The organism is Clostridium frigidicarnis, from assembly GCF_900111985.1.
Lineage (GTDB): Bacteria > Bacillota > Clostridia > Clostridiales > Clostridiaceae > Clostridium_Z > Clostridium_Z frigidicarnis.
The window spans coordinates 25301-39419 of sequence record NZ_FOKI01000003.1; the positions used below are offsets into that span (position 1 = coordinate 25301).

General features: G+C 28.3%; 14 protein-coding genes. 6 read left to right on the plus strand and 8 right to left on the minus strand.

Going from position 1 to position 14119, the window contains the following annotated elements; translation table 11 throughout:
• Nucleotides 1-94: 94 nt before the first annotated feature.
• Both brnQ and galE read left to right on the plus strand, forming a co-directional pair.
• A complete protein-coding gene (brnQ, locus tag BM119_RS02220; RefSeq protein WP_090038516.1) occupies nt 95-1378 on the plus strand; it encodes a branched-chain amino acid transport system II carrier protein in 1284 nt (427 codons plus the stop codon).
• A 172-nt stretch (nt 1379-1550) separates the two neighbouring features.
• Nucleotides 1551-2540 carry a UDP-glucose 4-epimerase GalE gene (gene galE, locus BM119_RS02225; RefSeq protein WP_090038517.1) on the plus strand — a complete coding sequence of 330 codons (990 nt, stop codon included), beginning with the start codon at nt 1551-1553 and terminating at the stop codon, nt 2538-2540.
• Between the two features lie 500 nt (nt 2541-3040).
• Here the strand turns inward: galE and BM119_RS02230 are convergent, their stop codons facing one another.
• Nucleotides 3041-3484 carry a GNAT family N-acetyltransferase gene (locus BM119_RS02230; protein WP_242948274.1) on the minus strand — a complete coding sequence of 148 codons (444 nt, stop codon included), beginning with the start codon at nt 3482-3484 and terminating at the stop codon, nt 3041-3043.
• Between the two features lie 357 nt (nt 3485-3841).
• Here BM119_RS02230 and BM119_RS02235 point away from each other — a divergent pair, with 357 nt between their 5' ends.
• The 4 genes from BM119_RS02235 to BM119_RS02250 all read left to right on the plus strand — a co-directional run bounded on the left by BM119_RS02235 (nt 3842) and on the right by BM119_RS02250 (nt 7860).
• Complete coding sequence (locus tag BM119_RS02235; protein WP_090038521.1) at nt 3842-4321, plus strand: DUF2975 domain-containing protein; 480 nt, start codon at nt 3842-3844, stop codon at nt 4319-4321.
• A gap of 14 nt (nt 4322-4335) precedes the next feature.
• On the plus strand, nt 4336-4554 hold the full coding sequence (locus BM119_RS02240) for a helix-turn-helix domain-containing protein (protein WP_090038523.1): 219 nt from the start codon (nt 4336-4338) through the stop codon (nt 4552-4554).
• A gap of 632 nt (nt 4555-5186) precedes the next feature.
• Complete coding sequence (locus BM119_RS02245) at nt 5187-7085, plus strand: C1 family peptidase (RefSeq protein ID WP_090038525.1); 1899 nt, start codon at nt 5187-5189, stop codon at nt 7083-7085.
• 178 nt (nt 7086-7263) lie between these two features.
• On the plus strand, nt 7264-7860 hold the full coding sequence (locus tag BM119_RS02250) for a hypothetical protein (RefSeq protein ID WP_090038527.1): 597 nt from the start codon (nt 7264-7266) through the stop codon (nt 7858-7860).
• A gap of 124 nt (nt 7861-7984) precedes the next feature.
• Here BM119_RS02250 and BM119_RS02255 read toward each other — a convergent pair whose 3' ends face one another.
• The 7 genes from BM119_RS02255 to BM119_RS02285 form a co-directional block, all read right to left on the minus strand.
• Nucleotides 7985-8782: a MetQ/NlpA family ABC transporter substrate-binding protein gene (locus BM119_RS02255; RefSeq protein ID WP_090038531.1), complete on the minus strand. Its 798-nt coding sequence runs from the start codon at nt 8780-8782 to the stop codon at nt 7985-7987.
• 29 nt (nt 8783-8811) lie between these two features.
• Nucleotides 8812-9486 carry a methionine ABC transporter permease gene (locus BM119_RS02260; RefSeq protein ID WP_423230993.1) on the minus strand — a complete coding sequence of 225 codons (675 nt, stop codon included), beginning with the start codon at nt 9484-9486 and terminating at the stop codon, nt 8812-8814.
• Nucleotides 9471-10433 carry a methionine ABC transporter ATP-binding protein gene (locus BM119_RS02265; RefSeq protein WP_090038535.1) on the minus strand — a complete coding sequence of 321 codons (963 nt, stop codon included), beginning with the start codon at nt 10431-10433 and terminating at the stop codon, nt 9471-9473. The genes BM119_RS02260 and BM119_RS02265 overlap by 16 nt, the downstream gene beginning before the upstream one ends.
• A gap of 81 nt (nt 10434-10514) precedes the next feature.
• Entirely contained in the window at nt 10515-11591 is a 1077-nt protein-coding gene (locus tag BM119_RS02270; protein ID WP_090038536.1) for a uroporphyrinogen decarboxylase family protein, read from the minus strand.
• Nucleotides 11592-12166: 575 nt separating this feature from the next.
• On the minus strand, nt 12167-13060 hold the full coding sequence (locus tag BM119_RS20155; protein WP_242948276.1) for a HepT-like ribonuclease domain-containing protein: 894 nt from the start codon (nt 13058-13060) through the stop codon (nt 12167-12169).
• A gap of 186 nt (nt 13061-13246) precedes the next feature.
• Nucleotides 13247-13660: a hypothetical protein gene (locus tag BM119_RS02280; protein WP_090038538.1), complete on the minus strand. Its 414-nt coding sequence runs from the start codon at nt 13658-13660 to the stop codon at nt 13247-13249.
• A gap of 20 nt (nt 13661-13680) precedes the next feature.
• The gene (locus tag BM119_RS02285) at nt 13681-14103 is read right to left on the minus strand and encodes a tetratricopeptide repeat protein (RefSeq protein WP_207647657.1); all 423 of its coding nucleotides are present in this window, start codon (nt 14101-14103) and stop codon (nt 13681-13683) included.
• Nucleotides 14104-14119: the final 16 nt, after the last annotated feature.

Sequence of the window (14119 nt, forward strand, 5' to 3'; positions counted from 1 at the left end):
TAATTTGATGGTATCATTTAAACAATACATTTACGAAATTATTAGAAAATTGACTAATGATACATTAAATTCATTCAATAAGGGGGATTAATTTATGAAAAACGACTTTAAAAACTGTTTAGTTATAGGATTTGCATTGTTTGCAATGTTCTTTGGTGCAGGTAACTTAATATTTCCAACTTACTTAGGATTAGTTGCAGGTAGTAGTGCACCAATATCCGCTATTGCTTTTGTATTAACTGGTGTAGGTATCCCTTTCCTTGGCATACTAGCTGGTACTAAATTTAACGGTAGTTTTGAAAACATGGCAGGTCAAGTTGGTAAAACATTTGCTGTAATATGTACAACTGTTTTAATAATAACAATAGGACCGTTAGTTGCAATTCCTAGAACTGCTGCAACAACTTTTGAATTAGCATTTAGTCCTTTTTTTCCTAGTATGACTCCAGTTGTTGGAATGATTATATTCTTTGCTATAAACATAGCGCTTATCTTGAAACCAGCTAGAATAGTTGATACTATCGGAAAAGTATTAACTCCTGCACTTCTAGTTATATTATTAATATTAATAGTTAAAGGATTTATTTCTCCAATTGGACCAACTACAGATCCAACTATAGATTCAGTTTTCTTTACTTCCTTAATTGAGGGATATCAAACAATGGATGCTCTTGCAGCTCTTATTTTCTCCTCAATAATCATAAGTTCAGTAATCAGTAAAGGCTATGATAAAAAAGATATTTCTAGAATAACTATAAAATCTGGAATAGTTGCTATCGTCGGTTTAGCAGTTGTATATGGCGGATTAGTTTACGTTGGCCATACTGCCTCTTCAGTTTACCCAACTGACATATCAAAAACTCAACTTTTATTAAATATATCTTCTAACTTACTTGGAAATGGTGGAACAATCTTAATAGGTCTTGCAATGGCATTAGCTTGTTTAACAACATCAATGTGTTTAGTTAGTTCAGCAGCAACTTATTTTAATGATTTATCAAAAGGTAAATTACCATATAAAGTTAATGTGTTTGTAATATGTTTTATAAGTGGAGCTATAGGAGTTTTAGGAGTAGATAAAATAGTATCTTTAGCTGGTCCTCTACTATCTATACTTTACCCAATATGTATAACATTAATATTATTAACTCTTGGTAAGAAATTTGTAAAAAGTAATTTAGTAGTTAAATATAGTGTTTATGTAGCTTTAATATTTGCAATAATAGATGTATTTAAACTATTTGGTTTAAACAACCTTATACCGTTCTCTCAGTTAGGATTTGGTTGGGTTATACCTACTGTTGTAACATTTATAGTTTGTAACTTCTTAATATTTAATAAAAAAGACGATTCTGTAGATAATTTAGAGATAATTTAGAGATAATACCACTAAATAGAGGTTTCCTTTTAGGCACATGAAAAAAATAACAAGTCAGTATGCTAGTATATTTGACTTGTTATTTTCTTTCATGTGCCTTAATTTGATAAAATGAAACCTCTATTATATAATACCATTATAAGGCACATTCAAAAAATAAGGAGTGGTTTTAATGACTATTTTAGTTTGTGGTGGTGCAGGATATATCGGAAGTCATATGGTTGCACACCTATTAGAAAATAATATTGAAGTTGTAATACTTGACAACTTTGAAACTGGTCATGAAAAAGCTGTAATGGGCGGTAAATTATACCGTGGGGATTTAAGAGATAGAAAAACTTTAGACAAGGTGTTTACTGAAAATAAAATAGATGCTGTTATAGATTTTGCAGCCTATTCTCTTGTTGGTGAAAGTATGACTAATCCATTAAAGTATTTTAATAATAATATTTATGGGACAATCAATTTACTTGAAGCTATGAGAGATCATGAAGTTAAATACATAGTATTTTCTTCAACAGCTGCAACATATGGAGAACCTGAAAATACACCAATACTTGAAGGTGATAAAACTTTTCCAACAAATGCTTATGGTGAATCTAAGCTTTGCGTTGAAAAAGTTCTTAAATGGTGTGATACAGCTTATGGCATAAAATATACTGCTTTAAGATATTTTAATGCTGCTGGGGCTCATTTAAATGGAGCTATAGGGGAAGAGCATAGCCCTGAAACTCATTTAATACCCCTTATACTTCAGGTTGCTTCTGGAAAAAGAGAGAAAATCATGATGTTTGGTGATGATTATAATACACCAGATGGAACATGCATAAGGGATTATATACATGTATCAGATCTTGCATCAGCACACTTACTTGCATTAGATAGATTAATGAAAGGTGGAGAAAGCAGAATTTATAACTTAGGAAACGGCAAAGGCTTCTCTGTTAAGGAAGTTGTTGAAACAGCAAGAAATGTAACTAACCATCCAATTCCTGCTGAGATAGCTCCTAGAAGAGCTGGAGACCCTGCTATTTTAATAGCCTCTTCTGATAATGCTATTAAAGAGCTTGGCTGGGAACCAAAATTTAATTCTTTAGAAACAATAATAGAAACTGCTTGGAATTGGCATTCAAAACATCCAAGTGGTTTTGAAGATAAATAAGGAAATCTCATATAACCAGAAAAGAGAGTTATGAGCAACACAAATTAGCTAGCTACACATATCATTCTAAGTTGTAAAAAAGCATCGATGACCAAATTCCAAAAACTCACTTCGTTCAAACAATTGGAATTCTTAACGTTATCGATGCTTTTTTATAACAAGAATGATTAATGTTCGCTATATAATTTGATAATGCTCATACCTCCCTTTTCTTTATATAATTCTTTATTGTTATTATATATACAACTTTAAAATATTTATTTCTTACTAAGTTATAAAAAAGCGTTGATATCTAAATTTCAATAACTTGCTTCACTTCAAACAATTGGAATTCTTAACATCATCGATGCTTTTTTATAACAAGAATGATTAATGTTCGCTATATAATTTGATAATACTCATACCTCCCTTTTCTTTATATAATTCCTTTATTACAAACTTTTTCTGGACAACGTGAAGAAAAATATCCATAATTATCAATTGTTAATTTTTAATAGTAATCATAATATGAACTCGTATATGCATTCCTGCCGCTCACCTTGTAGGAACATGTCGTTGTCTTTTGGTAAGTCTATTATTTCCTTTAAAATTCCGCCTAAGTATTCACATGTTTTTCTTGATGAATAATTATCTGGATTGCATGTGATTATTAAATATTGTAATTCATGTTTCCTTGCTAATTGAAACAGTAATTTACATGCCTTTGCAGCATAATGATTCCCTCTATATTGTTCATCAACACCATAACCTATATTCCCACCATAGTATAAGCCCTTATTATGACCTATTCGCAAATCACAAGTGCCTATTTCTTCGTCTGTTGTATTTAAACATATTTTGAAATAATAAGCCGGAACCCAGTTTTTTTCTGGATTGGCATTAGCAGTTTTATACAATTTAAGGTATATCTCATTATTTTTTAAAAAATCTGTATTATAAAACATAATCCTTACCTCTCAAAATATAAATAATATTTATTTCTCCTTCTAAACAACTATTAGTTAAATTATATATTTATTATACAACTTATTATCCACATTAATGATTATTTTTTATTTTTTTACATTTAATTTATTTAAAGTTCAAAACCCATTTTGCAAGTATTATTTATTATTATTCAATAATAATTTATTGTTTTTCAATAAATATGTGTGATATAATACTATTAATTCATTAAATAACACATTGTGTCATTTATGTAATTAGTTTATACATGCATATTTAATTACTTTTGGCTTTAAGTTATCTACTTTGTTAAATGAATTTTTATATCAAAATATTTATTATTTGGAGGTTATGCTATGATTGAATCTAGAAAACTAAATATTTTTAGGGTCATAATATTTATTATTTTTATATTTTTATGTATTATGTCCTTTGCATCGATAATACTTACATTTCAATCTTTATTTAATTTAGGTGAAAATTCTGATATTAATATATACAACATGTTGTATGGCGACACTATATGTATTTTGTTTTCAATTATTTTATATAAGGTATATTCTGTTATAAAAAGTTTGAAATCTAATCCATTTATTGAAAAAAATATTAAAAATTTTAAAATTATTTATAGATGTATGATATTAATTACTATTTTAGATGGAGTGTTTACCTATAATATCCCAAAAGACAGTGGACTTATTATATTAGGAACTGATTCAGCTTCATTAGATCCAAGCTGCATATTATTTTTCATATTAGCAGTATTGGCATTAACTTTATCCTATATATTTGAAAAAGCAGTTGAAATAAAAAATGAAAATGACTTAACAGTTTAAAAAGGAGATTTTTCATGTCTATTATAGTTAACTTAGATGTTATGATGGCCAAAAGAAAGATATCTCTTTCTGAGCTTTCTGAAAAAGTTGGTATAACCAATGCTAATTTATCAATATTAAAAACCAACAAGGCAAAAGCTATACGATTTTCTACTTTAAATGAAATCTGCAAAATCCTTGATTGCCAGCCTGGAGATATAATTGAATATATTGAAGATGACAGTGAAATTTAAAATTCACTGTCTTTTATTTTTTATATAAAGCACATTCAAAAAATAACAAATCAGTATGCTAGTTCGTGTTGCTTATACCCACATACTTTTATGATTTTTATAAAAAGTATATTGGTTTTGTGTACAAAATATACATTTTTGTGTATTTTTTATTTTAAAAATGCTTTTTTTATGAATTTTTTTTAAATTCATCCCAACCTTTATTTTACTTATAATTACCACATATATTTATTGTAAAATTTAATTATTTTTCTAAATTAATTAAATTAAGTATTATAATCCCTCTATTTTTCTGTTATAATTAAGAAATTAACACCTTAATTATAAAATATTGTTTATTCGTGTTTTATTTTATGTGTTTTTGTTGATTTATACATACAAATAAATCGGTTATTTTATTAACAAATTTATCTTTAAATACATATTTTTTAATTTTTATGTAAATTTTTATATACATTTGTCGATATATTATATAGAACCAATATTCATTGGGGTGGGTATCATTTCTAAAATTTAAATATTGTATGAGTTAATCTAGAGGCATAGCACCTGTTATTCCTACCTACTAATAGGATCCTGGATATTACAGTGTTAGCCATTCTATAAAAGTATTTTTAAAGGAGGACTTCATTTTGAAGAGAAAATTTATTAGTTTTATTCTATCTGCAATGATGGTAGCTTCTATTGTATCTCCAACTGTAGCAAATGCTACTACTAATACATATGATTCTACTTTAATAGCAAATAGTAACACTTCTCAATCTTTACCTAGTAGATATGATTCTAGGGATCTAAACTATATATCTGGTGCTAAAAAGCAAGGTGAAATAGGCTGTTGTTGGGCCTTTGCAACTATGGGTGCATTAGAAACTTCTATTAAAAAGAACACTGGAGAATCTAAGGATTTTTCTGAAATTCATTTGGCCGCTAATAATGGTTTCTTAGGAGCTAATGGTGGAGGTAATGGAATCATTGCAGCTTCATATTTCTCATCTTGGCAAGGACCTGTTTATGAAAAAGATGCTCCATACCCAAATCCTGCAATTCCTAGTAATGTGAAATCTGAATATGGTGGTACTGTTACTAATCATATTCAAGATGTCATCATGGTTGATAGAACTAAAACTGGCCAGGATAAAATAGACAATGTTAAAAATAATGTTTATAAATATGGTTCTTCAACCGTTCAAGTTTCATCAAGAGCTGCAGATGGTAATGGAACTATATTCAACTATTTCGATGCTCCTATAGACCATGAGATTTTAATAGTTGGATGGGATGATAATTATTCTAGAGATAATTTTCAATATACAAAGCCTAACCATAATGGTGCTTTTATATGTAGAAACAGCTGGGGGGAAGAACTAGGAGATAATGGTTACTTCTACTTATCTTACGAAGATCAAAATTTATTAGACCCTAGCAATACTCTTATAACTTTTGATAAAGTTGAATCAATTGATAATTATAAAGATGTTTACGCTGGTTGTTTCAATACTAATATATTTAACGGAGCATTAGCATATAAAGACGGTATAAGTGAAACATTTCCTCTTAAAATGATTTCTGGTATTGGTACTGGAATCGGAGAAAATGAAGAAATTGCAGCTGTTGGTGTACCAAGTTTTACTTCAAATGCAGATTGTGAACTTTATTACACAAACAACGATGTATCTATTGAAAATATATTAAATCCTGATAATAAGGTTAAATCCTTTCATCTTGATGATGCAGGTTTCCATACTATAAAATTGGACAACCCTATAGTTCCTAAGGATAAAAAGAATTTTTCATTTTGGATTAGAATTTTTCATCCTTCTCAATCTAATATTGCTAAATCATCACCAAGTAAGGAATTTACAGAAAAACATTACGAATTTTTATTTCCTGAAACTATTGATGAAAATCCTAACAACATTAGTAAGAAGGCTAAAAGTCCTATCTCGTTTATTGCTGGAAGATTTTATACTAATGAAAAATCAAATATTAAACCTGGTTGGAATCTAAAAAACAATACTTGGTATTACTATAATGAAGATGGAACTTCAAAAACAGGTTGGTCTCAAATAGGTGGAAGTTGGTATTATTTCAATAATGAAGGTAAAATGCAAACTAATTGGATATATGTTAATGATACTTGGTACTATCTAAATTCAAATGGAACTATGAGTACTGGTTGGTTAAATGAAAATGGTACTTGGTATTACCTTAATAATTCTGGTGCTATGAGTACAGGCTGGTTAAATTTAAATGGTACTTGGTATTATTTAAGCTCTAATGGTGCTATGAATACTGGATGGTTATACACTGGTGATGCTTGGTATTATTTAAACTCTGATGGATCCATGAAAACTGGTTGGATCTATACTGGCGATGCTTGGTATTACTTAAATTCCAATGGATCTATGAAGACTGGTTGGATATTTACTGGTTATGCTTGGTACTATTTAAATTCTAATGGATCTATGGCTACAAACACTATAATTGATGGTTGGAAGCTAGATGCAAATGGAGTAGGTAGCAAACTTTAATCTTGAAATTAATTAAGAAACACATGTAATTTTGCTTATAAAAGAGATTTTTCCGATAGTAGCAAATATACTACTATGGGATTATTTTGAAATATTTTATTAAGATATACTTACATCATTTTTAAAATTTAATATAATATGTAACGACAAAAATAAATAACTCAAGGAGGATTTTATTATGAAATCACTAAAAAAAATATCATTATTAGCCGTAATGTGCTTATCTTTATTATTTGTTGCTTGCGGTAAACCATCTGAAAAAGAATTAACTGAATGCCTAAATGGTTCAATTCAATGTAGTGCTGGATATGAATATGACTATGGTGATATATCTAAAGCAGGTTCTAGAGAAGAGTATGACAAAAATATGGCAATTGACAAACAAAAAGCTTATAAATCTTTAGAATCTTTGGGTATACCATTTACAAAAGACCAAAAAGATAGAATTTATAACGCATTTATAGCTAATACAAAAAAAATCACATATGAAATTAAATGTGATGAAATCAAAGATAAAACTGCTAGCTTCACAGTTACAAGTAAAGCTATAGATACAGACAGTTTCTCAAAGCAATTAGAAAGTAAAGTTACAGAGAAAAGCAAAACTGCACACTCTCAAGAAGCATTATCCGAAGATATTACAAAAATAATCATAGATTGCTATAACAATGCACCAGTTAAAGATTCAACTAATAAAGCTGTTTTCGAAAAACAAGACAATGTTTGGAAGCTTACAACAAAAGCTGATGATTTAACAAAAATTTTAGTTGACTAAAATATATAATACATATTCGGTATGAATTTTCAACATAATATGGTAAATATAAAAAGACAGGTAATAAATTACCTGTCTTTTTATTGTTTATAATTTCTCATAAATTCTTATCCCATATTAATCATTAAAATAAAGGAGTTTTTGTTCCCTTTGTCTTTTCTAAAATAAAGTTTTTAACCTCATCACTTGCTAAAGCATTTTCTAAATCCTTGGCCCACTCTTTTTCTTCTTTAACTACTAATACTATGCCTTCTTCTTGTCCAAAAGCTAACGCCTTTTCTGAATCTTTACCGGCTTGAAGAATAACATCCGCCATAACTATAGCCATATCAGTATCCCTTAATGCATTTGCTAAATTCAATCTTTCCATTTCTACAAATTTTAAATTATACTTATTCTCTGCAACATCTAAAACTGTTGGAACTGTAGCCCCATCTTTAAGTTTTATAATTCCCTCTTTATTTAATAAATTTAAGGCTAAGGTTCTATTAGTAGCATCATTTGCTATAGCCACTGTCATACCACCTTTAATTTCAGATAAATTATTAATTTTCTCTGAATATAAACCTATTTGGAAAGCAAAAATTTCTTTACCATAGGGTTGTAATTTTGTTCCTCTATCCTTATTAAAGTTTTCTAGATAATCTTTATACTGATAAAAATTTGCATCTATACTTCCATCATCTACTGCAAGATTTGGTGTTATAGCATCATCAAAAACTTTCAATTTCATTTCATACTTGTCACTTTTATTAAACACCTTTTGTGCCTCTTCTAATACATCTTTAGATATAACTGATGTACCCACTGTTATAACTTGTTTTCCATTTGACTTTTCAGTATTTTCTCCTGATTTACTTCCACACCCTACTATTGAAAAAGTAAGAGCTATTGCTGATATAAGACCTATAATTTTTTTCATTTTTTTATCCCCTCTCGTTTGTATAAAATTTATTTTAATTTTTTATATGCAATATTTCCTATGAACTGTACAATTTGAACTACTATTATTAATAAAATTACAGTAGTGTACATTATAGTGTCATTAAAACTTTGATATCCATATGTAAGTCCAACTGCTCCTAGCCCCCCAGCACCTACAGCACCTGCCATTGCTGTCAAACCTAATATAGATATTATTGCTAATGTTAAGTCTGAAATTATTGAAGGTATTGCTTCTTTTAACATTACCTTAAAAACTATTTGACTATTAGAGGCTCCAAAAGATTTAGCTGCTTCTATTAAACTTGGATTTACTTCATTTAAACTGCTTTCAATTAACCTAGCTATAAAAGGTGCTGCTGCTATAGTTAATGGTACTATGGCCGCCTTCTCCCCTATAGACGTTCCAACAACCATTCTTGTAAATGGTATTATAGCTACTGCAAGTATGATAAATGGAAATGATCTTAATATATTAATTACTGTGCTTAATATACTGTAAACTACCTTATTAGGCTTAATTCCCTTATCATCTGTTACTACTAAAACTATTGCTAAAACAAATCCAAGTATAGCTGATAATAACGTTGAAAATAATATCATATATAATGTATCCACTAAACTTGGAACTATTATCTTGTTTACTAAAACTGAAATATCATCCACCTTTAAGCTTCCCTCCATTCTACATTCTTATCATTTAAGAACTTTATAACATTAATCTTATCTTCTTCTTTTATATTTATAATAAAATTGCTAAGTACCTTATCTCTATACTTGTCCATTCCACCCCATACTAATGAATATTGAACTCCAGTTTCTATGGCTAAACTAGATAAAAGAGAACCTTTCTGACTTCCATTTCTATCTATTATCTCTATATCTATGCCATTGTCTGAAGTAAAACTATGCTGAGAATGTCCCAATAGCTCATCTAAAACATCAGGTTTATCTAAGAATATATCTTCAACTCTACCCTTAGCTTCTAATTTACCTTTACTTAAAATTGCCATTTCATTACAAACTTGTTTAACTACATTCATTTGGTGAGTAACAACTACCATAGTTATACCTAATTCTTTATTTATTTTCCTAAGCAAACTAAGTATAGAATTTGTTATGCTTGGATCTAAAGCTGATGTAGCTTCATCACATAATAAAATCTGTGGATCTAAAGTAAGAGCTCTTGCTATTGCCACTCTCTGCTTTTGACCTCCACTTAATTCATTTGGCTTTGAATTTATCTTGTCACTTAACTCTACTAAATCCAATAATTTTTTTACCTTCTTATCAATTTCACTTTTTTTATATCCCCAACATTCCATTGGTAAAGCTATATTTTGATAAACTGTTTTTCTTTCAAGCAAAGAGAAGTTCTGAAATATCATCCCTACATTTTTTCTAAAACCTCTTAATTCATTTTCACTTAAATCCTTTACCTCAACACCATTTACCTTTAAGCTTCCTTCATCATATGACTCAAGACCATTTATACATCTTAAAAGAGTTGATTTACCCGCACCACTTACTCCTAAAAGACCATATATATCTTGTTTTTTTATTTCAACATTTATGTCATTTAATACCTTGGTATCTCCATAACATTTCTGTAAATTAGATATCTCTATCATTGAATATTCCTCTCCTTTAATAAACCCTTCTAAAAAGATGATAGTTAGAATTCCTCTTTAGTTATTTACATATTATTATTATTAATTTTTACTAAATGAACCCATTCTAATTCCACCACTATATTTTTTAGTTGCCTCTACTATTGCTTTTATATTTTCAATTGGAGCCCCTCCAGGAATATCACATCCTGATCCTACTATGTACCCATTCTTGCTATCAGCAGCTTTTTCTATGCTTGATTTTACTTCTCTATAAACATCCTCAACTGTTCCATTTCTTATAATTGAAACTGGATCTACATTACCAATTATGCATACTTTATCCCCTAGTACCTTTTTAAGCTCCCCTATATCTTCACAGTTATCAACACTAAATGCTGATATATTCATATTTCCAAGCTTGTCCCAAGTCTTTCTCGTCTTACCGCATATATGTAGAGTTGGCTTTTTACCTGTTATTTTATAAATTCCATCTATAGTTCTTATAAGATATGGTTCAGAAAACTCTTCAAACTGTTTTGCACTTATTAAGTTTGCAGATGATAAGGGATCACCTATTCCACAAACTAATCCATGCTCTTTGTAAACTGCTTCTACAAAAGCTAAATTGCACTCTGTCATAAAATCCAACAATTTATGTAGATTTTCTTTATTTCTAACCAAATCTCTCATGATATTTGTTGTCCCTCTAACTGCTGAAGCAGCACTAATAGGACCTGAAACACCACTACCTATATTTATTTCATTGCCTAATTCTTTTTTTATTTTTCCTAAAGACTCTAAAATTATTGGCAATCTACCATCTTTATATGGATTTACTATGTCCATATTTTCTAATGTTTTGTAATCCTTTAGAATAGGATCTATTAGAAATGATGCTCTATTATCACAATATCCCATTTTACTTCCTAGAGCTTCACCCATTCCTCTTAAAGTTACATTAATACCTGCACTTTCAGCGCCAAGTTCTTTTACCGTATATTTTTCAGCTTCTAGCATTTTATCAGCATCAAAATAATATTTTTCAACATTTATTCCTGCATATGCTGCTGCCGTCTCTTCAAACATAACTGCACAAGGTAATCTATCTACTTCTTCCCCCTTGAAATAAGCCTCATTTCTTTCCTTTGGTGTCATTCCATCTTTAAAATTCCCCATTAAATTTATCCTCCTCTATAATTAGATGATTTTAAAATTACTTTATTATTAATTTTTGATTCCTAAAACTTTAAACGTACCCTATAATTTATTTGGTATTTTAATTTGTTAAAAAGATAGGACTATTAGAATGTATATTTATAGAATAAATTTAAAAATATTCTCAATTGCATCCATTGTAATTTTCAGAATTTTCCAAGCATATATTTTGAGTATTTTCTATGACATTTTGTCATTTTTCTTCTTTGAAATGCTAATTTCGTCAATTTTCCCAATTACGAATTTTACACCTAACCATGTATTTTTTCCACTATTATAGAAATTATAAATAATTATTCCATATACTATAAGTTTATCAAATAGTACCTTTTACCCATTCTTGCATTTTCATCTCATAGTTACTATTTATAATTCTCTAATTTTCAACTAAGGCACATGAAAGAAAATAACAAGTAAAATATACTAGCATACTTACTTGTTATTTTTTTGAATGTGCCTAAGGTAATGTATTCATCTTAATGAATTTCAAGAATAAAAGCTTCAGTGTACTTTATTTTCACTGAAGCTTTTATTAATTACATTTCATTTAATTCATTAAATCTTTTATTATTAATTTTTTTGCACTTTTCTTCAATAACTAGCCTTATCTTCTCTTCGTAAATTTCTAAAAACATCTCAAGGCTAGTTAATTCTGTTCTACATAACTTTAATATTCTTTCTCTAGATAATTTTCTTTGATAATAGTCATGAGTATATCGATTTCTCAATTTCACTATATTTTGAAGCTTTCTTGAATCTTTTGAAGATATAAATCCAAAGTTACTTGCTAACTCTATTATTTCTGGAGCAGATTTATTGGGAATATAATTTTCTGTTGAAACCAAGCAGGTTTCACACATATCTATTATAAATTCACAAAAAGAGTTAAAATAAGATATCATTGCTTCATCTATTATATAATCTTTGCCTTGTGGATTTCTTCTTATACATTCTAGTATCTTAACTAAAAATACCTTACTTTCAGAAAATTTTTCTTCTAGTCTCTCTTTTTTATGTTTATCAAACTTATTCAACTCTTCCATATTTTCTGTTCTTATTATCTCTAAATTTTCTCTATCTCTTTTAAATGTTGCATATCCTAACACATAATCTAAATATTTTTCCTCATTTAAAATTATTTTATTATTACTTATTAGTAGTAATTCACTAAATGGATAATTAAAGCCATTTATAAATGTGTAATGTATATTATCATGAGAAAAATATTTAGGTAATATACTCTGTAAGTAATCTTCAATCTCAAACTCTTCATCAACTTCTAAACTCTTTGATAGAAGAATCATTATATCTATATCACTTCTATTTTTATCAAAGGCTTTCTCATGATAGCTACCAAATACACCTATAGCAATTACATCTATTAATTTTTCAGAGCGTATCTTACAATTTTTAATCATAATTTTTTCCATAAAACACCTCTAACAACGCTTTTTATTTTATTATATTGTTTTACTTGGAACTTCTACTTAATCTATCTTACCGTCTTTTCTTACTCCCATTATATTATGAAAAAATAGTCAATGTTTACTTATAGAAACATTGACTATTTTTTTGATTATAAATATATATTTAATTTTATTTTTCTTAATACTAAATCACCTAATTAAATCTCTATATTTCTTTTGTTCCTTTCCTCTAAAAAGTACACCTTCAGATTTTATATTAGAAATCTCAAATAATTCCTTTGCTATCTCTAAATTATCTTGTTCATATGCCAACTTTGCTGCAATAAATTCTCTATGTCCATCATCTAATCTATTCTTTGCTGCAATAAACATAATACTTATCCACTTGTTAGCTAAATCAAATTCTTTATATTCTAAGCATAACTCAAAAAATCTTTCTAGTACTAGATAACTCATATCATGTGCAACCTTAGGATAAGGTAATGAATCCCATCCCTCTCTTATTTTTTTAAATGCACCTTCCTTGTCGCCTTTTGAATGTAAAATAGCACATTCTCTTCTAATATTTAAGATCTTTTTTTCAATTTCATTGTTTGTACACATATTTATTTACCTCACTAATCTTATTTATCTATCATTAATTTTATTAAATCTAAATATTTTTTATCATTCTTCTCAAATAAATTTAATCCATCCATCATATATGTTCTAATAAAATACTCCTGTGCTTTATATTTTTCATCACATTCATATAAGCATTCTCCTAAACGAAATAATATATATGGATTTGCTATTCCATTTGAACAATCTAACGCATTATAAAAATAGTTTCTTGCTCTCTTATATTCTCCTGCTAAACAATAAGCATCTCCTATCGCTGCATAAATCATAATAGATTCTTCATATTCTTCTATATCACCTTGAAATAGTTCTAATGCCTCATTATATTTTTCAATGGCTTGATCAAATTCACAGATTAATACATGTTTATCTGCTTCATTACATAATTTTTCAACTTTATTATATATTTCTTCCTCTAATGTCATTTTACACCCCACCAAT